Consider the following 22,919-nt stretch of genomic DNA (forward strand, 5'->3'; position numbering starts at 1 on the left):
CCTGAAGGGTTCAGTGCTTTTTCGCCTGTTCGCGGATGCGCTCTTCCTGCTCGCGCAGTTCGGGGGTGAACTCGGCGCCGAAGTCCTCGGCGCTGAACACCTGGCGGATCTCGATTTCGGCGTCGGTGCCCGGCATCGGGTTGGGGCAGCGCTTGACCCATTCGATGGCTTCGTCCCGGGATTTCACCTCCCAGATCCAGTAGCCGGCGATCAGCTCCTTGGTTTCGGCGAAGGGGCCGTCGATCACCGTGCGCTTCTCGCCGGAGAAACGCACCCGAGCGCCCTTGCTGCTGGGGTGCAGGCCGTCGGCCGAGACCAGGATCCCGGCCTTGGCCAACTCCTCGTTGTAGTTGCCCATGGCGGTGAGCAGCTCTTCGCTGGGCATGACGCCGGCTTCGGAGTCCTGGCTGGCTTTGACGATGATCATGAATCGCATGGTGTGAATCTCCGCTGGGGGTGGGATATTTGCCACTTAGTCGAACGCCGGGGGCCGGAATCGACAACGTCGCTAAATAAAAGATGCCCGCCTGCGTTTTGACAAATGCCGGCCCATCCAAGGAACCCTCCGCCATGCCCGTTCTGGAACTCACCACCCTGATTCCCGGCCGTACGCCGTCGCAGGTGCTGGACTTCTGCCTGGAAGGCGTCAATTTCCCGAAGATCTTTCCCGAACGCATCGCGCCGTTGGGCGACATCGACCTGAACGACCTGCGGATCGAGGCCGGGCGGCAGTTTCGCTTTCGCCACTGGATGTTCAACCTCATCCCGTCGGACTGGACGGTGACCATCCGCGAGGCCGGGGACAGCCATTTCGTCGATGAAATGCTCAAGGGGCCGTTGCGCGCCTTCCGCCACGAACACCGGGTGGCGCCGGGCGAGGGCGGTACGCTGTACACCGACCGGGTGACCTACTCGGCCATCGGCGGCGCCTTCAGCGAACGCCTGCTGGTGAACGGCTACATGCGGCGGATCTTCGAGGCGCGGCACCGCAACATGCTGCGGTTGCTCGCATAGCCCTGTAGGCGCGAGCCTGCTCGCGATGGAGCCGGATCGGTCACTGCGACGGTGGCGGTCGGACATCGCGAGCAGGCTCGCTCCTACAGATGAATGGGGGCAGTTGTATCCAGTTTTGTGTGCCGAAACATGACAATTTCAGTCCGGGCATAGGTCGCCGGCGCATTTCGTGGTTAACTTCGGCCTCTTGCATGCTGTCCAACAAAACATTCAATACGTTCAGAAGGATTCCGTTCATGGCTCAAGTCACCCTCAAAGGCAACCCGGTTCAAGTCGACGGCCAGTTGCCGCAAGCCGGTTCCCAGGCGCCCGCCTTTTCTCTGGTAGGCGAAGGGCTGGCCGACGTTTCCCTGTCGAACTTCGCCGGCAAGCGCAAAGTGCTGAACATCTTCCCGAGCGTCGACACCCCGACCTGCGCCACCTCGGTACGCAAGTTCAACGCCCAGGCCAACGACATCGCCAACACCGTGGTGCTGTGCATCTCGGCTGACCTGCCATTTGCCCAGGCTCGCTTCTGCGGCGCTGAAGGTCTGACCAATGTGAAGAACCTGTCGACCCTGCGCGGTGCCGAGTTCATCCAGAACTACGGCGTTGCCATCGCCGAAGGCCCGCTCAAAGGCCTGACCGCCCGCGCCGTCGTGGTGCTGGACGAGAACGACAAGGTGCTGCACAGTGAACTGGTCGGCGAAATCGCCGATGAGCCAAACTACGAAGCGGCCCTGGCTGTCCTGAAGTAACCCACGCTTCGAACACCGCTTTTACAATTGTTAACGGCCTGGCCCTGTCCAGGCCGTTTTCATTTGTGTATCAGTCTCTTGGCTCACACCTTGAAACGTAAGTTGAAGGTAAATTGCCGGTAAAGCCGCTTTGCTTAATCCCCACCAGTGCTTATCGTTCAGCCTCCCGTAACAGAAGCCCACGCGCCCTATGGTCAATCACTCCATGCAATCGTCCCCCCGTCATTCCCGTCGCTGGCTGCTCAGCCTGCTTGTGTTGGTGGCCGTCGCCGGCCTGTGCTGGAAATTCTGGCCCGCCGGCACCGCCCACAAGGAGGGCGGCGAGAAGGCCCAGGCCGGCCACACCGGCCGTTCGGGGATGATGCGTCCGGGGTTCGGCGGCGGCTCGGGGCCGGTGCCGGTGCGTGTCGCGCCGGTGGTCAAGGGGGATTTCCCGCTGTACTACAAGGCGCTCGGCACGGTGACCGCGCTCAACACCATCAACGTGCGCAGCCGGGTCGGCGGCGAGGTGGTGAAGATCTGGTTCGAAGAGGGGCAGATGGTCAAGGCCGGCGACTTGCTGGCTGAAATCGACCCGCGCCCGTACCAGAACGCCTTGCTCCAGGCCGAGGGCACCCTGCTGCAGAACCAGGCGCAGCTGAAGAACGCCCAGGTCGATGTCGAGCGCTACCGCGGCCTGTACAAGGAAGACAGCATCGCCAAGCAGACCCTGGACACCGCCGAGGCGCTGGTCGGCCAGTACCTGGGCACGGTCAAGACCAATCAGGCGGCGGTCAACGACGCCAAGCTCAATCTCGAATTCACCAAGATCCGCGCGCCGATCGCCGGCCGCGTCGGCCTGCGTCAGCTCGACGTCGGCAACCTGGTGGCGGCCAACGACACCACGGCCCTGGCGGTGATCACCCAGACCCAACCGATCAGCGTCGCCTTCACCTTGCCGGAAAACAGCCTCGACACCGTGCTCGCCCGCTACCGCAGCGGCGCCAAGCTGCCGGCCGAGGCCTGGGACCGCGGCGACACCCGCCTGCAGGCCACCGGCGTGCTGCAGAGCCTGGACAACCAGATCGACGTGGCCACCGGCACCCTCAAGTTCAAGGCGCGCTACGACAACCGCGACCAGTCGCTGTTCCCCAACCAGTTTGTCAACGTCCACCTGCTGGCCGACACCCTCAAGGGCGTGCTGCTGGCCCCGTCGGCGGCGATCCAGTTCGGCACCAACGGCACCTTCGTCTATGCCATGGACGGGGACAAGAAGGTCACTCTGCGTCAGTTGAAGATCGGCGCCAGCGACGGCGACAACACCGTGGTCACCGAAGGCCTGGCGCCCGGCGACCGCGTCGTGCTGGAAGGCACCGACCGCCTGAAGGAAGGCAGCGAGGTGGAAGTGGTCAACGACAGCCAGGACGTGCCGGCCACCCCGACCGGGCACCTGCAGGGCAAGTCCGCGTCCGGCGCCCCTGAAGCGCCCGCCGGCGACAAGGCCAAGAGGGGCGCATGAACATCTCACGGCTGTTCATCCTTCGCCCGGTCGCCACCACCCTCAGCATGCTGGCCATCGTTCTGGCCGGCCTGATCGCTTACCGCTTGCTGCCGGTGTCGGCCCTGCCTCAGGTCGACTATCCGACCATCCGGGTCATGACCCTGTACCCCGGCGCCAGCCCCGACGTGATGACCAGCGCCGTGACCGCACCGCTGGAGCGCCAGTTCGGGCAGATGCCCGGCCTGACGCAGATGGCTTCCACCAGTTCCGGCGGCGCCTCGGTGCTGACCCTGCGCTTCAGCCTCGACATCAACATGGACGTCGCCGAACAGCAGGTGCAGGCCGCGATCAACGCCGCCACCAACCTGTTGCCGAGCGACCTGCCGGCGCCGCCGGTGTACAACAAGGTCAACCCGGCGGACACCCCGGTGCTGACCCTGGCCATCACCTCCAAGACCATGCTGCTGCCCAAGCTCAACGACCTGGTCGACACGCGCATGGCGCAGAAGATCGCCCAGATCAGCGGCGTCGGCATGGTCAGCATCGCCGGCGGCCAGCGCCAGGCGGTGCGGATCAAGGTCAACCCCGAGGCACTCGCGGCCAACAGCCTGAACCTGTCGGACGTGCGCACCCTGATCGGCGCGTCCAACGTCAACCAGCCCAAGGGCAACTTCGACGGCCCGACCCGGGTGTCGATGCTCGACGCCAACGACCAGCTCAAGTCCCCCGAGGACTACGCCAACCTGATCCTGGCCTACAAGAACGGCGCGCCGCTGCGGCTCAAGGACGTCGCGCAGATCGTCGACGGCGCCGAAAACGAACGGCTGGCCGCCTGGGCCAACCAGAACCAGGCTGTGCTGCTCAACATCCAGCGCCAGCCCGGCGCCAACGTGATCGAGGTGGTCGACCGGATCAAGGCGCTGCTGCCGAGCATCACCGACAACCTGCCGGCGGGCCTTGAGGTCACCGTGCTCACCGACCGCACCCAGACCATCCGCGCCTCGGTCACCGACGTGCAGCACGAACTGCTGATCGCCATCGCCCTGGTGGTGATGGTGACGTTCCTGTTCCTGCGCCGGGCCAGCGCCACGGTGATCCCGTCGGTGGCGGTGCCGCTGTCGCTGATCGGCACCTTCGGCGTGATGTACCTGGCCGGGTTCTCGGTGAACAACCTGACCCTGATGGCCCTGACCATCGCCACCGGTTTCGTGGTGGACGACGCGATCGTGATGCTGGAGAACATCGCCCGGTTCATCGAGGAAGGCGACAGCCCGATGCAGGCCGCGCTCAAGGGCGCCAAGCAGATCGGCTTCACCTTGATCTCCCTGACCCTGTCGCTGATCGCCGTGCTGATTCCGCTGCTGTTCATGGCCGATGTGGTCGGCCGGCTGTTCCGCGAGTTCGCCATCACCCTGGCCGTGGCCATCCTGATTTCCCTCGTGGTGTCGCTGACCCTGACGCCGATGATGTGCGCCCGCCTGCTCAAGCGCGAGCCGGAGGCCCACGAGCAGGGCCGCTTCTACCGGGCCAGCGGCGAATTCATCGACTGGATGATCGCCGTCTACGGCCGGATGCTGCAGTGGGTGCTCCGGCACCAGCCGCTGACGCTGCTGGTGGCTGTCGGCACCCTGGCGCTGACCGTGTTCCTGTACATGGCGGTGCCCAAGGGGTTCTTCCCGGTGCAGGACACCGGGGTGATCCAGGGCATTTCCGAGGCGCCGCAGTCGATTTCCTTCGCCGCCATGGGCGAGCGCCAGCAGGCGCTGGCCAAGGTGATCCTCGACGACCCGGCGGTGGAAAGCCTGTCGTCCTACATCGGCGTGGACGGCGACAACGCCACGCTCAACAGCGGCCGCCTGCTGATCAACCTCAAGCCGCACCGCGAACGTGACCTGAGCGCCGCCGACGTGATCGCCCGGCTGCAGCCCCAGGTGGACAAACTGGTGGGCATCCGCCTGTTCATGCAGCCGGTGCAGGACCTGACCATCGAAGACCGGGTCAGCCGCACGCAGTACCAGTTCAGCATGTCCTCGCCGGACGCCGACCTGCTGAGCCTGTGGAGCAAGCGCCTGGTCGATGCCCTGGCCCAGCGCCCGGAGCTGACCGACGTCGCCAGCGACCTGCAGGACAAGGGCCTGCAGGTGTACCTGGTGATCGACCGCGACGCGGCCTCGCGCCTGGGCGTGTCGGTGTCGAACATCACCGACGCGCTGTACGACGCCTTCGGCCAGCGGCAGATCTCCACCATCTACACCCAGGCCAGCCAGTACCGCGTGGTGCTCCAGGCCCAGGCCGGGGAGAAGATCGGCCCGCAGGCGCTGGACCAGATCCACGTCAAGACCACCGACGGGGCCCAGGTGCGCCTGTCGAGCCTGGCCCGTGTCGAGGAACGCCAGGCGCAACTGGCGATCACCCACATCGGCCAGTTCCCGGCGGTGATGATGTCGTTCAACCTGGCGCCGGGCGTGGCGCTGGGGCAGGCGGTCGACATCATCGAGCAGGTGCAGAAGGACATCGGCATGCCGCTGGGCGTGCAGACCCGCTTCCAGGGCGCGGCCGAGGCGTTCCAGGCCTCGTTGTCGAGCACCTTGCTGCTGATCCTGGCGGCCGTGGTGACCATGTACATCGTGCTGGGCGTGCTGTACGAGAGCTACATCCACCCGGTCACGATCCTCTCGACCCTGCCGTCGGCGGCGGTCGGCGCCTTGCTGGCGCTGCTGCTCAGCGGCAACGACCTGGGCATGATCGCGATCATCGGCATCATCCTGCTGATCGGCATCGTCAAGAAGAACGCGATCATGATGATCGACTTCGCCCTCGACGCCGAACGCCATCAGGGCATGGCGCCCGAGCAGGCGATCTACCAGGCGGCGCTGCTGCGCTTCCGGCCGATCCTGATGACCACCCTGGCCGCGCTGTTCGGTGCGGTGCCGCTGATGCTGGCCACCGGCTCCGGCGCCGAGCTGCGCCAACCGCTGGGCCTGGTGATGGTCGGCGGCCTGCTGGCCAGCCAAGTGCTGACGTTGTTCACCACACCGGTGATCTACCTGTACTTCGACCGGTTGGGGCGTCGCTTCGGCAAGTCCGCAACCGAAGAAGAGGTGGCGGTGTGAGCCTGTCCAACCGCAAACCCAGTGGGAGCGGGCTTGCCCGCGAAGGGGCCGTGAGGTTCGGCACCGGCGCCGGGAGCGCAGGCCGATGAACCTGTCCGGCCCATTCATCAAGCGCCCCGTGGCGACCATGCTGCTGAGCCTGGCGATCATGCTGCTGGGCGGCGTGAGCTTCGGCCTGCTGCCGGTGTCGCCGCTGCCGCAGATGGACTTCCCGGTGATCGTGGTGCAGGCCAGCCTGCCCGGCGCCAGCCCCGAGGTCATGGCCTCGACGGTGGCCACGCCGCTGGAGCGCTCGTTCGGCGCCATCGCCGGCGTCAACACCATGAGCAGCCGCTCCAGCCAGGGCTCGACCCGGGTCATCCTGCAGTTCGACCTCGACCGCGACATCAACGGCGCGGCGCGGGAAGTGCAGGCGGCGATCAACGCCTCGCGCAACCTGCTGCCCAGCGGGATGCGCAGCATGCCGACCTACAAGAAGGTCAACCCGTCCCAGGCGCCGATCATGGTGCTGTCGCTGACCTCCGACGTGCTGGAGAAGGGTCAGCTCTACGACCTGGCCTCGACCATCCTGTCCCAGAGCCTGTCCCAGGTGCAGGGCGTGGGCGAGGTGCAGATCGGCGGCAGTTCCCTGCCGGCGGTGCGCGTCGAGCTCGAGCCCCAGGCCCTGAACCAGTACGGCGTGTCCCTGGACGACGTGCGCAAGACCATCGACGGGGCCAACGTGCGCCGGCCCAAGGGCTCGGTCGAAGACGGCCAGCGCCTGTGGCAGATCCAGGCCAACGATCAGTTGGAGAAGGCCAAGGACTACGAGTCGCTGATCATCCACTACGCCGACGGCGCGGCCCTGCGCCTCAAGGACGTGGCCAAGGTCAGCGACGGCGTCGAGGACCGCTACAACAGCGGGTTCTTCAACGATGACGCGGCGGTGCTGCTGGTGATCAACCGCCAGGCCGGGGCCAACATCATCGAGACGGTCAACGAGATCAAGGCCCAACTGCCGGCGTTGCAGGCGGTGCTGCCGGCCAGCGTCAAACTCAACCTGGCGATGGACCGCTCGCCGGTGATCAAGGCGACCCTGCACGAGGCCGAGATGACCCTGCTGATCGCCGTGGCGCTGGTGATCCTGGTGGTGTTCCTGTTCCTGGGCAATTTCCGCGCCTCGTTGATCCCGACCCTGGCGGTCCCGGTGTCGCTGGTGGGCACCTTCGCGGTGATGTACCTGTACGGCTTCTCGTTGAACAACCTGTCGCTGATGGCGCTGATCCTCGCCACCGGGCTGGTGGTGGACGACGCCATCGTGGTGCTGGAGAACATTTCCCGGCACATCGACGAAGGCATCAAGCCGATGCGGGCGGCGTACCTGGGGGCCAAGGAAGTCGGCTTCACCCTGCTGTCGATGAACGTGTCGCTGGTCGCGGTGTTCCTGTCGATCCTGTTCATGGGCGGGATCATCGAAAGCCTGTTCCGTGAGTTCTCCATCACGTTGGCGGCGGCCATCGTCGTTTCCCTGGTGGTGTCCCTGACCCTCACGCCGATGCTCTGCGCCCGCTGGCTCAAGCCCCATGTGCCGGGGCAGGAGAACCGCCTGCAGCGCTGGAGCCGGCGCACCAACGACTGGATGGTCGGCAAGTACGCCACCAGCCTCGACTGGGTGCTGCGCCACCGGCGCCTGACGCTGTTGAGCCTGATCGTCACCGTCGGCGTCAACGTCGCGCTGTACGTGGTGGTGCCCAAGACCTTCATGCCGCAGCAGGACACCGGCCAACTGATCGGTTTCGTGCGCGGCGACGACGGCCTGTCGTTCAGCGTGATGCAGCCCAAGATGGAGATCTTCCGTCGGGCGGTGCTCAAGGACGAGGCGGTGGAGAGCGTCGCCGGCTTCATCGGCGGCAGCAACGGCACCAACAACGCGTTCATGCTCGTGCGCCTGAAGCCGATCAAGGAGCGCAACCTGTCGGCGCAGAAGGTCATCGAGCGCCTGCGCAAGGAAATGCCCAAGGTCGCCGGTGCGCAACTGATGCTGATGGCCGACCAGGACCTGCAGTTCGGCGGCGGCCGCGAACAGACCACCTCGCAGTATTCCTACATCCTGCAGAGCGGCGATCTGGGTGCGCTGCGCGAGTGGTATCCGAAAGTGGTCACGGCGCTGCGGGCCTTGCCGGAACTGACCGCCATCGACGCCCGCGAGGGCCGCGGGGCGCAGCAGGTGACGCTGATCGTCGACCGCGACCAGGCCAAGCGCCTGGGCATCGACATGGACATGGTCACCGCCGTGCTCAACAACGCCTACAGCCAGCGGCAGATCTCCACCATCTACGACAGCCTCAACCAGTACCGGGTGGTGATGGAAGTCAATCCGAAGTACGCCCAGGATCCGGTGACGCTCAACCAGGTGCAGGTCATCACCGCCGACGGCGCACGGGTGCCGCTGTCGACCATCGCCCACTACGAAAGCAGCCTGGAAGACGACCGGGTCAGTCATGAAGGCCAGTTCGCCTCCGAAAGCATTTCCTTCGACATGGCCGAAGGCGTGACGGTGGAGCAGGGCACCGCCGCCATCGAGCGGGCCATCGCCAAGGTCGGCCTGCCGGAAGACGTGATCGTGAAGGTGGCCGGCACTGCCGACGCCTTTGCCGCCACCCAGAAGAGCCAGCCGTTCATGATCCTCGGTGCGCTGCTGGCGGTGTACCTGGTGCTGGGCGTGCTGTACGAAAGCTACATCCACCCGCTGACCATCCTGTCCACGCTGCCGTCGGCCGGGGTCGGCGCGTTGCTGTCGATCTACGCGCTGGGCGGCGAGTTCAGCCTGATTTCGCTGCTCGGGCTGTTCCTGCTGATCGGCGTGGTGAAGAAGAACGCGATCCTGATGATCGACCTGGCGCTGCAACTGGAGCGCCATGACGGCCTGTCGCCGCTGGAATCGATCCGCAGCGCCTGCCTGCAACGCCTGCGGCCGATCCTGATGACCACGCTGGCGGCGATCCTCGGCGCCTTGCCGCTGCTGCTCAGCCGGGCCGAAGGCGCCGAAATGCGCCAGCCGCTGGGCCTGACGATCATCGGCGGGCTGGTCTTCAGCCAGGTGCTGACCCTTTACACCACCCCGGTGGTCTACCTCTATCTCGACAAGCTGCGCCACCGCTTCAATAAATGGCGTGGCGTGCGCACCGATGCCGCTCTGGAAACTCCGCTATGACTGACCGTTCGCTTATCCAACTGGCCACCGTCCGCGGCTCGCGTCTGCTGAGCCTGTCGCTGTGCGTGGCGATGCTCAGCGCCTGCGCCGTCGGCCCGGACTACCAGCGCCCGCAGACCGCCGAGATCGCCCAGTACAAGGAAGCCGAGGGCTGGCGCCAGGCCAGCCCCAGCGACTCGCTGGCCCGCGGCGCCTGGTGGGAGCTGTACGGCGACCGCCAGCTCAACGAACTGATCGAGAAGCTCAACAGCGCCAACCAGACCGTCGCCCAGTCCGAAGCCCAGTACCGCCAGGCCCAGGCCCTGGTGCGTGACGCGCGCGGCGCGTTCTACCCGAGCATCGACCTCAGCGCCGGCAAGACCCGCTCCAGCCAAGGCACCGGGAGCAGCAGTTCAAGCCTGAGCAGTTCCTCCAGCGGCATCCGCGATACCTACAACACCCAATTGGGCGTGAGCTGGGAGGCCGACATCTGGGGCAAGCTGCGCCGTGGGCTGGAGGCCGACGAGGCCAGCGCCCAAGCCAGCTTTGCGGACCTTGCGGCGATGCGCCTGAGCCAGCAGTCGGAACTGGTGCAGAACTACCTGCAACTGCGGGTGATCGATCAGCAGAAGCGTTTGCTGGAGTCGACCGTGGCGGCCTACGAGCGCTCGCTCAAGATGACCATGAACCAGTACAACGCCGGCGTCTCCGGGCGTGACGCGGTGGCCCAGGCCCAGACGCAGCTGAAGACCACCCAGGCCGATCTGGTGGATCTGATCTGGCAGCGGGCGCAGTTCGAGAACGCCATCGCGGTGCTGACCGGCCAGCCGCCGGCGCAGTTCAAGCTGGCCGAGACCCAGGACATCCCGAAACTGCCGCAGATTCCGTTGAGCCTGCCGTCGCAACTGCTGGAGCGGCGCCCGGACATCGCCTCGGCCGAACGCTCGGTGATGGCCGCCAACGCCAACATCGGCGTGGCGAAGGCCGCCTATTACCCGGACCTGACCCTGAGCCTGAGCGGCGGCTACAGCAGCAGTACGTCCAGGGACCTGATCAGCCTGCCGAACCGCTTCTGGTCGGTGGGCCCCAAGCTCAACCTGCCGCTCTTCGACGGCGGCCGCCGCTCGGCGGAGGTCGACCGCACTGAGGCCGTATACGACCAGACTGTGGCCAAGTACCGGCAGACGGTGCTGGACGCCTTCCGCGAGGTGGAGAACTACCTGGTGCAGCTCAAGGTGTACGAGAACGAGGCGGGCGTGCGCCAGGAAGCCCTCGACGCGGCGCGGGACTCCCTGCGCCTGACCGAGAACCAGTACAAGGCCGGCCTCATCGCCTACATCGACGTGGTGGTGGTCCAGGCCACCGCGCTGAGCAACGAGCGCAGCGTGCTGAACGTGCTGCAGAGCCGCCTGATCGCCAGCGTGCAACTGATCGCGGCGCTCGGGGGCGGTTGGGACGGTCAATTGGAGATGAGCGACAGCCGCTGAGGGCGCTTGTGGATCGCCAAGGCGTTCACAGACTTTCGGGGGCTGCTGCGGGAGCAAACTGCCTCGCCGCGGTCAGCCCCCAAACGTCGTTCCAGAGCCGTTCACACTCATCAAACAAGCGTTTCATCGGCTTGATGGCCAATTGATTACTTAGTCAGTGCGTTCTTCCGCGCAATCAGTACAATCGGCGCATTTGCCCCGACCCTAATGGACTGACCGCGGCGGGGTGGCCACGAGAATCGTCATGCTCATCGGTAGCTATTCCTTCACCCTGGTTTTCATTTCGCTGTGTGTCGCGATCCTGGCGTCCTACACCGCCCTCGACCTCACCGGGCGCATCGCCACCGCCAAGGGGCGGGCCGTGCATCTGTGGACCGCAGGCGGTGCGTTCGCCATGGGCATCGGCGTCTGGTCGATGCATTTCATCGGCATGCTCGCCTTCAAGCTGCCGATCAGCCTGGGCTACGACATTGCGATCACGGCGCTGTCGCTGCTGATCGCGGTGCTGTCCAGCGGCTTTGCCCTGTGGCTGGTCAGCCAGCCGAAGCTCCCGGCCTGGCAGTTGGGCGTCGGCGCCTTGGTCATGGGCGCCGGCATCAGCGCCATGCACTACACCGGCATGGCGGCCATGCGCATGACGCCGGGGATCGACTACGACCCGACGCTGTTCGGCGCCTCCCTGATGATCGCCGTCGGCGCCTCGGCGGCGGCGCTGTGGATCGCCTTCCGCCTGCGCCAGCATTCGCCCTACGTGCGGCTGTTCCGCGCCGGGGCGGCGATCATCATGGGCATCGCGATCGTCGGCATGCACTACACCGGCATGGCGGCGGCGCGGTTTCCCGAAGGCAGCTTCTGCGGCGCCGCGCTCGACGGCCTGAACGGCAACGGCCTGGACAACCTGGTGCTGATCACCACCCTGGCGGTGCTGGCCATCGCCTTGCTGACCTCGATCCTCGACGCCCGCCTTGAGGCGCGCACCGCCGACCTGGCCCATTCCCTGACCGTGGCCAACCGCGAACTCACCCAACTGGCCCTGCACGACACCCTGACCGGCCTGCCCAACCGCATGCTGCTGGACGACCGGATCAATCAGGCCATGAAAAAAGTGCAGGAGCAGGGCGCCTGCTTCGCCCTGATGTTCATTGACCTGGACGGCTTCAAGCCGGTCAACGACGCCTTCGGCCACCACATGGGCGACCAGTTGCTGCGCGAAGTGGCCGCGCGCCTGCGCCAGGACCTGCGCAGCATGGACACCCTGGCGCGCATCGGCGGCGACGAATTCGTCCTGCTGGTGCGCCTGAACGAGCCCGACGATGCCCTGGGCCTGGCGGCCCGTCAGGTGGGGCTGATCGCGCAGTCGTTCCGGGTGGCCGACCACGAGCTGCAGATTTCCGCCAGCGTCGGCATCGCCCTGTACCCAGGCAACGGCCAGAGCGCCCAGGAACTGCTGATGAACGCCGACGCGGCGATGTATCACGCCAAGGGCGGCGGCAAGAACGGCTACAGCTTTTTTGACGCCTCGATGAACAGCAACGCCCGCAAGCAATTGCAGCTGTTGCAGGATCTGCGCGCGGCCCTGGAGCACCACCAGTTCAGCCTGCATTACCAGCCCAAGTTCGACGCCGCCGACGGCCGCCCGGTCGGCGCCGAGGCGCTGTTGCGTTGGCAGCACCCCACCGACGGCATGCTGATGCCGGACAAGTTCATCGACCTGGCCGAGAAGACCGGTCTGATCATTCCCATCGGCGAGTGGGTGCTCAACGAAGCCTGCCGGCAGATGCGCGAATGGTATGTGCTGGGCTACACCGACTGGCGGATCGCGGTGAACCTCTCGGCGCTGCAGTTCTGCCACTCGGGCCTGGTGCAGAGCGTGGCCAAGGCTCTGGCCACCCATCATCTGCCGGCCAACAGCCTGACCCTGGAAATCACCGAGACCACGGCCATGAACGATGCCGACGCCAGCATGACGGTGCTGCAGGAGCTTTCGGACATGGGCGTCGACCTGTCCATCGACGACTTCGGCACCGGCTATTCGAGCCTGATGTACCTCAAGCGCCTGCCGGCCAACGAGCTGAAGATCGATCGCGGTTTCGTGCGTGACCTGGAGCACGACAGCGATGACGCCGCCATCGTCTCGGCGATCGTCGCGCTGGGGCAGGCGCTGGGGCTGCGGATCGTCGCCGAAGGGGTCGAGACCGGTGTGCAGCAGGACTTCCTCACCCAACTGGGTTGCGATTCGCTGCAGGGTTACCTGCTGGGGCACCCGATGCCGGCGGAGCACTTCCTGCAAGGCGTGCACCAGCGCAGCGAGCGTCAAGCGACGGGCTGACCCGGCGCGAGCAAGCGCCCTCGCCACGGCGATCGCCCGTGGGGCAATGTGCAGCCATGCAAAACCCGCCGATGACGGTTATTCTTGCCTCGACTGTCACGTGTGCATCGGGGGATAGCCAGCATGGATAAAGTCATTGTGATCACCGGCGGGGGGCGCGGGATCGGAGCCGCCACGGCGCTGTTGGCCGCCGCGCAGGGCTACCGGATCTGCATCAACTACCAGGCCGACGAGCAGGCTGCCCACCAGGTGCTCGACCAGGTGCGGGCCATGGGGGCGCAGGCCATCGCGGTGCGGGCCGATGTCAGCATTGAGGACGAAGTGGTCGCCCTGTTCCACCGGGTCGACACGGAGCTGGGCCGGGTCACGGCGCTGGTGAACAATGCCGGCACGGTCGGCCACAAGTCGCGGGTCGACGAAATGTCCGAGTTCCGTATCCTCAAGATCATGAAAACCAACGTGCTGGCGCCGATACTCTGCGCCAAGCACGCGATCCTGCGCATGTCGCCCAAGCACGGCGGGCAGGGCGGCAGCATCGTCAACGTCTCGTCGGTGGCCGCCCGCCTGGGCTCGCCCAACGAATACGTCGACTACGCCGCTTCCAAGGGCGCGCTGGACACCTTCACCATCGGTCTGTCCAAGGAAGTGGCGGGCGAGGGCATCCGGGTCAACGCGGTGCGGCCGGGCTACATCTACACCGATTTTCATGCCCTGAGCGGCGATCCGGACCGGGTCAGCAAGTTGGAGTCGGCGATTCCGATGGCACGGGGCGGGCGGCCGGACGAGGTGGCGGAGGCGATTGTCTGGCTGCTGTCGGACAAGGCGTCCTACGCCACCGGTACCTTTGTCGATTTGGGCGGCGGGCGCTAGGTTCACCGACGCTTGACCGGCGGCCTTGCTGGCGCCATCGCCAGCAGGCTGGCTCCCACAGGGCGCAATGGCGGGCAGACAATCCTTGGCCTGCACCGAACAGGGTGGGAGCCAGCCTGCTGGCGAAGAGGCCGGCAACGGCACCCCGTGCGGCCGGTCGTGCAGATTCTCGATCAGCCGTGAAAGGTGTAGCGGTCCTTCCCGGTGTGCTTGGATTCGTACAGCGCTTCGTCGGCCTTGATCAGCGCCTGGTTCAGGGTGTCGCCGTCCTCCACCCGGGTGACGCCGATGCTGATGGTCACCGGGTGCCGGGTCGGCCGTTCGCGCACGGTGCGGCACAGTTCGCCGGCCAGCGCCTCGACGTCTGCGTGGCGCACCCCGGCCAGGTAGATCGCGAACTCCTCGCCGCCCAGGCGCGCATATTCATACGGCGCCATGACCGACTTGATGTCCGCCGCGATCCCCTTGAGCACTTCGTCGCCGATGTCGTGGCCGTACACGTCGTTCACTTTCTTGAAGTTGTCGATGTCGATCATCGCCAGGTAGTGGTCCTGTTCGCGGGGGACGGCCATCAGGCGTTTTTCGGCGCGGGCCATGAACGAACGGCGGTTGGGGATTTCCGTGAGGGTGTCGTTGTAGGCCTGGTCCAGCAGCAGCCGGGACATGATGTAGTTGTACAGCTTGGCCTCGCGCAGCTTGAGGAAGGTGTACATGGTCAGTCCGCAGAGGAACACGCTGTAGCACGCCGTCAGCACGCCCCGCAGCTCGAACAGCCCGATGTCGGTGAACAGGAAGGGATTGAGTACCAGCCAGATCGTCGCCTGCGCGGCATAGAACGACCAGCGGCTGATCGGCAGCACCGACGTGCTGTAGAGGATGCTGGAGGCGCCGAGCACCAGCCACGCCGGCTGGAAGCTGGACGGCAGACCGTCGATCAGCAGGCGCACGCCGAGGGTCATGGTCAGCACGAACAGCAGGTTGAGCACGTCGAAGTGCCGGGCCCGGCGGGTGAACAGCAGGATCACCGTCAGCACCGCAAACACCGCCAGGAACGCCATCGAGCGCCAGGTGAGGCCCTGGCCGCCGAGAAAGCTCACGATCAGGTCGAAGATGACCCACACGCTGATGCTGGCGACGAAGATCAGCAGGCAGAACGAGCGCAGGCGCTCGAACTCATGCTGGATGAACTCGGCCCACAGCTCGGCGGGCGCGGTTCGCTTCAGGACTTCATCTTCAATGGTTTTGTACATCGCGCTCCTGATGTTCGCGCTGGTTGTCGAGGATCACCCGGCCCCACGGCCGATACCGCAGGGAAAACACTGCGTCCGGGTGACAGCCGGCGGCGCTGGCGTCCGGCGCGGCGGGGTCGGCGCGGAACGGCTGGCCTTCGGCGCTGGTCTGGCGGAACGCCTCGCGCACGATGCCCACGGAGCAGGGCAGGGCCTGGGCGTAACCGTTGCGCACCAGCGGCGGCAAGCGTGCGGTGCCGGCGCCGTCCTGCCACCACACCTGAATGCCCGCCGCGCTCATCTCGCCCAACCATTGGCCGTTGACCGCCGGCGCCAGCTTGCCGGCGCTGAACGCGCTGACATGCAGCGGCGCATCCAGCTGGCCGGCGAAGTCCTTGAGCTGGCGTTGCAGGGTCGCCCGCCGGTCCGCCGCCAGGAAGTGCAGGTCGTCCAGCTCCAGCGGCAGATACCAGCCGGCGACCGGCAGTTGCCAGTCCTGGCGCAACGTCCGTTGCTGGGCCAGCGAGCGTCCCAGCTGCGCTTGCCAGTAGGTGCCGAGGCCGGCGCTGTCCAGCTCGTCGATGCGCCGGTAGTAGGCCGGATCCATCGCCAGCCCGAGCACCAGTTCCAGGCCCTGGCGCTGCGCCAGCCGGAGGCTTCGGGCCAGCCAGCCGTCGGCGCCGCCGAAGTCCGAATCGCCATAGCTCGTCCACTGCACGATCAGCGTGCGGGTGCCCTGGCGGGCGGTGTCCTGCCAGATCTTTTGCCATTGCGCCTGGGTCAGCCGCGCATCGACGTTAAGCGGCTGATAGAACACCCGGGCGTCGGCCTGAGCCACTGTCGCGCCCAGCACCAGGCAGAAAAACACTAACCATCGCGCCATCAGAAATTCCACTCCACACCCAGCAGCACACCGTTGCCGCCTTCATACAGATTGCCGCCCAGCGATTGCTGGTATTCGGTGCGCACCGTCAGTTTCGAGCGGTAGGCGTTGTAGCGGTCATCGTCGTACCACCATTGCCAGCGCAAGCCGACGCCGGTGCGCAGGTCCTGGCGCCAGTCGTTGCCGGGATCCTGGCTGGCGAACTCAAGGAAGCCGTACGGCATGAGGGTCTGGGCGCCGTTGAACGGCAGCTTCCAGGCATGGCCCTGCTGGAAGCGCGACAGCCACTGGTGGTCGCCGGCCTTGGTCCACCACGCGGCGTCCAGGTAGAGGAAACGTTCGTCCCAGTCGCTCTCGTCGACGCGCCAGTCGTTGCGGTACCGGCCCTGATCGAGGAACGACGCCGTGGCGCGCAGCAGGTAGTCGGTGCTGGTGTGGCCGTCCTGACGGTGGTCGCCGATCTGGTCCAGCAGCTTTTCCGGCACCAGCATCTGGCCCAGGTTCAGGCTGTGGCTGTCATCGTCGTCGAACTGGCTCTGTTTGTAGATCTCGCCGTAGAAGTTGATGTTCTGCGTGCCCCACGGCTTGTAGCGCAGGCCGACGCCGGCGGCGAGGGATTCGGCGTAGCGCGAGCGGCCCTGGCCGCCGAGCAGCACCCGGCCATACACCGACAGCGTGCTGCCGGCGCGGCTCGGCTCTTCGCCCAACGCATGGTCCCACATCGCCAGTTGCACGTTCTGCGAGTCGGCGCGGCGGTTCGTGCCTTTGCTGTCGTCGGGGCGCACGAAGTCGTTGGTCGACACCCCGGCCGGCGACCAGGTGCTGGCCAGCGTTCGGCTGTCGCGGCGCGACAGGGTTTCGTGGGCGCGGCGCTGGCGGTAGCGGCGGGCTTCCATGCTGCCGTCCTCGTCGTCGGCGGCCACCGGGTTCTGCTCCAGGTCGATCACCCGGCGCAGTTCCCGGCGGGCCGACGCACTGTCCTCGGCCTCGTCGTAGCGCCAGGCGAGGGTCTCGCCGAGGCGATAGTCCTCGGGAAAATCGCGGGTGGCCTGTTGCAGGTACGGGATGGCGGCGGCGCGCTCTTCGCGGGTTTGGGCACCGGCCAGACGCATGCCGTAGTCGGCGCGGTAGCGCGGATTGGTCGGGTCGCGGCGCACGGCTTCGGCCAGCCAGGCGGTGCTTTGCGGCAGGTCGCCGGCCTTCTGCGCCGTGACCGAGGCGGCGTAGAAGTGCCCGGCGTCCGGTTGCTGCCGCAAGGCCTGGCGCTGGCGCTCCAGGGCCTGGGTACGGTCGCCCCGAGCGTCGGCGATCGCCGCGCCGAGGGCCCATTCGTTGGCGCCGCGTGTGGTGCTTTGTTGCCAATAGCGTTCGGCGGTCTGGCTGTCGCCCACGTTGAGCGCGCTGCGGCTGGCGGTGAGGCGGGCGTTGTCGCTCAGTTCAGAGGCCGGCAGGCTGCGCCACAGGGCCAGGGCCCCGGCGGAATCTCCGGCTGCCTCCAGCGCATAGGCCAACGGCAGGCGGCTGCCGCGGTCGCCGAGCTTCTCGGCCTGCCGGTAATACACGACGGCTTCCCCCGGTCGGTCCGGCATCGCGCAACGGCCGAGGGCCCGGAAGTCGCCGGCGGCCAGCGGCTGGCTGCCGATGGCTTGCCGCACGACGTCGCACTGGCCGCTTTCCGCCAGTTGCGCCAGCAGTTGGCCCCGGGTGGCAGCGTCGACGCGGCCCAGCAGCGATGCCATGCGCCGTCGCTGGGCCGGCGTCGTGCTGGGCGACGAAGCGTAGAGCCCGGCCAGCCGCTGCAACGCCGTGGCGGACAAGCGGCCGCCATGTCGGTCATACGCGTCTTCCAGCAGCGTCTGCGCGCGCTCGCGCTGCCCGGCGTTCAAGGCGATGTAGCTGGCCTGATCCAGCGACGCGAGGTTGCCGGTCTGCCGGTAATGGCGTTCCCACAGCCCGGCGGCTTCCTGGCTGCGACCCTGTTTCTGCAACAGCTCGGCCCGGCGCTTGATCACCTCGGCGGTCTGCGGCTGCGCGGCGAGCCAGGCCATGACCTTGTCGCTTTGGCCCTCGGCCTGCCAGACATCGAGCAGTTGCGCCTGCCGGCGGCTGTCCCAGGGCTGGGGCAGGCGGGTGGACTGCAACAGGTCGGTGGCTTGCAGGCGCTGGGCGAGCACCAGCCAGGCCTGCGGATCGTCCGTGGGGTTGCAGCGGCGCAATTGGGCGCTGGCGGCCTCCGGGTCATGGCGGGACAGCCACTCGACGGTCTCCAGGCACGGGCGCTGCAAGTCGTTGCTCAGGCGCTGGACACTGGCGCTGTCGCCGGTCTGCCGGGCCAGTTCCCACAGGCGCTGGCGCTGGGCCGGGTCGGCCAGGTCGCTGGCCGGCAACGACTGCATCCAGCGTTCGGCCTGCTGCTCGTGGCCCATGGCGATGGCGCGGTCGACCATCGCCAGACGGATCTTGCGCGCCGCTTCGGGGCTGGGCGCCTGCTGCAACAGGTCTTGCAGCGGCTTTTCGTCCAGCCGCTGCACGTAGGCGTTGGCCAGGCGTTGCCAGCCCTCGGCGTCGAGCTGCTTGCGCGCGGCCAGCGGCGCCAGTTGTTCAATGGTGCCGTTCCAGTCGCGCAGTTGCTCGGACCAGTTGGCCCGGGCCAGGCGCAGGATGTTGTCGTCGCCCTTGGGCGCCAGTTGCGCCAGCCAGTCGTGGGCCCGCGCCGCGCCGCCGAACTTGGCCAGGCTCAGGCTGTAGGCCTGCCACAGGCGGACGCGGTCGTTCAGGCTGCTGTTGGCCATCCAGTTTTCCACCTGGGTGCTGGTCGGCGGATCCTGCTCGATCCAGGTCAGGCGCAGATCGAGCAGACCGTCGCTGTCGTTGCCCAGCACCTGCAAGGCGTCCTTGTAGCGGCGCTGCTTGGCCAGGGCTTCCACCAGCAGGGCGCGGGCCTCGTCGTTTTTCGGCACTTTTTCCAGCAGGTGGCGCATCAGCCGTTCGACTTCCTTCCAGTTGCCTTTCTTGGCTTCCCGGTAGCTGCGGTCCATGTAGGGGTAACTGCGGAACTGCTCGAAATCGCTCAGCGGCGCCGCCAGCGACGGCTGTGCGCTCAGGCCGAGCAACAGGCTGCCCATCAGCAGGGTGCGGCGGTTGACCACAGGCTTCATGCGACCTCCCGGACGATGCGGTAGGCGGCTTGCTGTTCGCTGGCCTGGTCGGCCAGAGCCTGCTCAAGGATCTCCTGGGTGATCATGCCCCGAGAGATAAGGTGTTCGCCGAGGGACATCTGTTCGGCGTCGAAGTCGATCAGGGCCTGATTGAACAGGGTCGGCGGCACCATGCCGCGCACCTGCAGCAGGTTGCCCAGCAGCACCTGGTGATGGCTGACCCGCTCAAGCAGGGCTTCGTCGTCCTGATGACGTTCCAGCACTTGCAGCATATGACGCACTTCCTCGGTCTGGCGGGGGCTGGCGTACCAGTAACGGATCCCCAGGGTGACGCGGCCCTGGGGCGCCAGGCGGCAGCGCACCGGGCGTTTGAGTTGGCGGCCGATCGCGCCGAGCGAGACCTGGCTGACCGGGCCTTCGGAGGCCAGCACCAGGGTGTCGCCGTCCTCGGCCACCGGCAGCACGCCGTAGTGGGAGGCCACGCGGCGCGGCACAGCGTCGATCAGGCGCTTGTCCAGCTTGAACGGATTGAGCGGCGCCCATTCCAGATCCAGCTGTTCGGCCAGGGTCTGCACCAGTTGCGTGCTGTCGATGTGTTCGCGCAGCAGCAGTTCGCGGCCGAGCCGGCGGCGCACGGGGCTGGTGATCGCGGCTTCGAGCTGCTCTTCGCTGAGCAGGCCTTTCTCCACCAGCCGGTGGCCGAGCGGGGTGCGCTGGGCCTTGGTCAGGGCCGGGAACTCGTGGGTGGTCTTGTCCCACGCCACGCGCCGCGAATCGCCCATTTCCATGACCTGGCGCAGGGCGCGCAGGTTGGCGAAGAAGTTGACGAAGTTGCTCCACATCATGCGCGGCGCCGACAGCAGGCCTTCGACGATGCCGTAGTAGCGGGTGACGAACCAGCCGCGCTGGAACAGGCGGTTGAGCAGCATCAGGCCGTTGAGCCACAGCAGCGCCGAGAGCAGCGCGCTGTCGGCCAGGATCGACGGATAGCGCCAGGCCTCCGGGGCGATCACGGTGATCAGCCACATCGCCAGCAGCACCAGGAACAGCAGGTTGACCATGAAGCTCAGCAGGTAGGCGATCAGCCCGCGCCGGTCGCGCCACAGGAAATAGTTGAGCAGGCCCTTGCGGCTCCAGCCCAGGTTCTTGGTGCCCTGGAACACGATGCCGACGATCCAGCGCGACTTCTGCCGGATGGCGTGCTGCAAGTCACGGGGGAAATGCTCGCGTACGCAGATCACCTGGGCGAACTCGCGGTTCATGCCGAACACCCAAGGCTGTTCCAGCGCCAGTTTCGGATCGGTCACCGAGTAGCGGGCGAAGATGCACTTCATGCCTTTCTGCTTGAGGCGGAAACCGATGTCGTAGTCCTCGGTCAGGCTCTGCACGTCGAAGGCGATGCCGTCGCCGTCCTCTAGCAGCGCGCTGATCGCCTTGCGGCTGAAGCAGGTGCCGACCCCGGCGCTCGGCACCTGACCGGTCAGGGCCTCGCGCACGATGACGTCCTTGCCGTGGTTCTCGGCGAACTCGTCCACGTAATGGCCGGCGGTGAAGCCTTTCCATTCCGGCGCGTAGGGGTAGACCGGGATCTGGATCAGATCCTTGTTCGGCAGCAGGTAGTTGTAGAGGCGCAGCTCCATCGGCGAGATCACGTCTTCGGCGTCGTGGAGGATGAAGCCGGCGAACTGGATCTTCGCTTCGCTCTCGAACCGGAAGATCGCGTCGATGATGTTGTTCAGGCAGTCGGCCTTGCTGGTCGGCCCAGGTCGCGCGCACACCACTTTGTGCACGTTGGGGTAGTGCAGGCAGACCGCGTCGACGTCGGCCTGGGTCTCGGCGTCGTTGGGGTAGGTGCCGACGAAGATCTGGTAGTTCTCGTAATCGAGGGTCGAGGCGGCCAGGCGCGCCATCTCCCCGACCACGCCGACCTCGTTCCAGGCCGGCACCATGATCGCCAGCGGCTTTTCCGGAATGGCGTACAGGCGCTCCTCGTCGGCGCGCTTGAATTTCTCGTAGATGCGCCAGCGCCGTATGAGCTTGCGGCCCCAGTACACCAGGTCGATGAACAGATCGTCGAGGCCGAGGATGAACATCAGCAGGGCGAGAAGGATCGCCACATACTTAAGACCGAACAGCACATACGCAAAGAAATCGATCCAACCCAGGCTCATACCCCGTTACCCGCCGCCGAGCGTGCGCTCAGCCAGGCGTGGAGGCGGGTGGCGATCAGTTCGCTGGCGTGGCCGTCGCCGTAGGGGAAGTGCACGCGGCTCATGCGGGTGTAGGTCGCTTCGTCGTCGAGCAACTGGCTGGCCTCCTGGACGATGCGCGCCTTGTCGGTGCCCACCAGCACCATGGTGCCGCTTTCCAGCACGGACGGCCGCTCGGTCACGTCGCGCAGCACCAGCAACGGTTTGCCGATGGCGGGCGCTTCCTCCTGCACGCCGCCGGAGTCGGTGAGGATGAAATGCGCGCGGCCCATGAGCCAGACGAAGTGGGGGTAGTCCTGCGGGGCGATCAGGTAGAGGTTGGGCTTGCCCGCCAGCATGCCGTACACCACTTGCTGCACCTGGGGGTTGAGATGAACCGGGTAGACGAACTGCACGTCGGGGTAGCGCTCGGCCAGTTCCGCCAGTGCCTCGCAGATGTTGTTGAACCCGCCGCCGAGGTTCTCCCGGCGGTGGCTGGTGATCAGCACCATCCGGCGGCTGTCGTCGAGCGCCGCCAGGGGCGAGTCGGCGGCCGGGTGCCAGCCGGTCTCGCGCTGGTGCTCGCGCATCCACAGCAAGGCGTCGATCACAGTGTTGCCGGTGATTTCCAGGTTGTCCTGGGGCACGCCCTCGCGCAGCAGATTGGCGGCGGACTTGGAGGTCGGCGGGAAGTGCAGGTCGGCGATCACGCCGGTCAGGCGCCGGTTGGCTTCTTCCGGCCACGGCGCGCGCAGGTTGCCGGTGCGCAGCCCGGCCTCGACATGGCCGATGGGCAGTTGTCGGTTGAACGCGGCGAGGGCGGCGATGAAGCTGGTGGTGGTGTCGCCGTGCACCAGGACGATGTCCGGTTTGACCCGGTCGTAGGCCTGGTCGAGTTGTGTGAGCAGATGTTGCGAGAGGCCGTTCAGGGTCTGGCCCTGGGTCATCACTTGCAGGTCTTCATCGACGGTGAGTTCGAAGGCGTCGAGCACCTGGTTGAGCATTTCCCGGTGCTGGCCGGTGGAGCAGATGTTCAGTCGGATGTCGGGCCACTGACGCAGAACCCGGGCCAATGGGGCCATTTTGATGGCCTCCGGTCGGGTGCCGAAAACCATCATGACGTTAAAGGACATGGACCCCTCCTGGGACGTGAGCGCGCTGACGGCCGTGGGCCGGCGCGCTGAATCTCGTTTTGAGAAATGAAAGAAAAGCAGCCGGATCGGAGCTTGTCCAATCCGGCCCGGAGCGCGATTGATGT

General features: G+C 66.5%; 14 protein-coding genes. 8 read left to right on the forward strand and 6 right to left on the reverse strand.

The annotated features are described in order from the left end of the window. Positions 1 to 10: 10 nt before the first annotated feature. Positions 11 to 436: a YciI family protein gene (locus tag CAG31_RS15235; RefSeq protein WP_085582486.1), complete on the reverse strand. Its 426-nt coding sequence runs from the start codon at positions 434 to 436 to the stop codon at positions 11 to 13. 134 nt (positions 437 to 570) lie between these two features. Here CAG31_RS15235 and CAG31_RS15240 point away from each other — a divergent pair, with 134 nt between their 5' ends. The 8 genes from CAG31_RS15240 (at position 571) to CAG31_RS15275 (ending at position 14,202) form a co-directional block, all read left to right on the forward strand. Further along, positions 571 to 1,014, forward strand: a complete 444-nt coding sequence (locus CAG31_RS15240) for a polyketide cyclase (protein WP_085582488.1) — start codon at positions 571 to 573, stop codon at positions 1,012 to 1,014. 236 nt (positions 1,015 to 1,250) lie between these two features. Then, complete coding sequence (tpx, locus tag CAG31_RS15245) at positions 1,251 to 1,751, forward strand: thiol peroxidase (RefSeq protein ID WP_085582490.1); 501 nt, start codon at positions 1,251 to 1,253, stop codon at positions 1,749 to 1,751. A gap of 190 nt (positions 1,752 to 1,941) precedes the next feature. Beyond that, a complete protein-coding gene (locus CAG31_RS15250) occupies positions 1,942 to 3,249 on the forward strand; it encodes an MdtA/MuxA family multidrug efflux RND transporter periplasmic adaptor subunit (RefSeq protein WP_085582492.1) in 1,308 nt (435 codons plus the stop codon). Continuing rightward, positions 3,246 to 6,344 (forward strand): MdtB/MuxB family multidrug efflux RND transporter permease subunit, encoded by a 3,099-nt coding sequence (locus tag CAG31_RS15255; RefSeq protein WP_085582494.1) that lies wholly within the window; start codon positions 3,246 to 3,248, stop codon positions 6,342 to 6,344. The genes CAG31_RS15250 and CAG31_RS15255 overlap by 4 nt, the downstream gene beginning before the upstream one ends. Positions 6,345 to 6,429: 85 nt before the next feature. Further along, a complete protein-coding gene (locus tag CAG31_RS15260) occupies positions 6,430 to 9,537 on the forward strand; it encodes an efflux RND transporter permease subunit (RefSeq protein ID WP_085582496.1) in 3,108 nt (1,035 codons plus the stop codon). Next, positions 9,534 to 11,003, forward strand: a complete 1,470-nt coding sequence (locus CAG31_RS15265; protein ID WP_085582498.1) for an efflux transporter outer membrane subunit — start codon at positions 9,534 to 9,536, stop codon at positions 11,001 to 11,003. The genes CAG31_RS15260 and CAG31_RS15265 overlap by 4 nt, the downstream gene beginning before the upstream one ends. Positions 11,004 to 11,247: 244 nt before the next feature. Beyond that, a complete protein-coding gene (locus tag CAG31_RS15270; protein WP_085582500.1) occupies positions 11,248 to 13,332 on the forward strand; it encodes a bifunctional diguanylate cyclase/phosphodiesterase in 2,085 nt (694 codons plus the stop codon). Between the two features lie 123 nt (positions 13,333 to 13,455). Further along, positions 13,456 to 14,202: an SDR family oxidoreductase gene (locus tag CAG31_RS15275; protein WP_085582502.1), complete on the forward strand. Its 747-nt coding sequence runs from the start codon at positions 13,456 to 13,458 to the stop codon at positions 14,200 to 14,202. A gap of 173 nt (positions 14,203 to 14,375) precedes the next feature. Here CAG31_RS15275 and CAG31_RS15280 read toward each other — a convergent pair whose 3' ends face one another. The 5 genes from CAG31_RS15280 to wecB are packed head-to-tail and all read right to left on the reverse strand — an operon-like array spanning position 14,376 to position 22,794. Further along, a complete protein-coding gene (locus CAG31_RS15280; protein ID WP_085582504.1) occupies positions 14,376 to 15,452 on the reverse strand; it encodes a diguanylate cyclase in 1,077 nt (358 codons plus the stop codon). Next, positions 15,436 to 16,314, reverse strand: coding sequence for a DUF4434 family protein (locus CAG31_RS15285; protein WP_085582506.1), 879 nt, complete (start codon positions 16,312 to 16,314; stop codon positions 15,436 to 15,438). Before CAG31_RS15285 ends, CAG31_RS15280 begins: the two co-directional genes overlap by 17 nt. After that, positions 16,314 to 19,472: a phage receptor gene (locus CAG31_RS15290; protein ID WP_085582508.1), complete on the reverse strand. Its 3,159-nt coding sequence runs from the start codon at positions 19,470 to 19,472 to the stop codon at positions 16,314 to 16,316. Before CAG31_RS15290 ends, CAG31_RS15285 begins: the two co-directional genes overlap by 1 nt. After that, the gene (gene nrfB, locus CAG31_RS15295; RefSeq protein ID WP_085582510.1) at positions 19,469 to 21,643 is read right to left on the reverse strand and encodes a cyclic di-3',5'-guanylate-activated glycosyltransferase NrfB; all 2,175 of its coding nucleotides are present in this window, start codon (positions 21,641 to 21,643) and stop codon (positions 19,469 to 19,471) included. Before nrfB ends, CAG31_RS15290 begins: the two co-directional genes overlap by 4 nt. Continuing rightward, on the reverse strand, positions 21,640 to 22,794 hold the full coding sequence (wecB, locus tag CAG31_RS15300) for a non-hydrolyzing UDP-N-acetylglucosamine 2-epimerase (RefSeq protein WP_085582512.1): 1,155 nt from the start codon (positions 22,792 to 22,794) through the stop codon (positions 21,640 to 21,642). Before wecB ends, nrfB begins: the two co-directional genes overlap by 4 nt. Between the last annotated feature and the right edge of the window lie 125 nt (positions 22,795 to 22,919).

Source organism: Pseudomonas sp. R25(2017) (assembly GCF_002112565.1).
GTDB lineage: Bacteria > Pseudomonadota > Gammaproteobacteria > Pseudomonadales > Pseudomonadaceae > Aquipseudomonas > Aquipseudomonas ekonensis.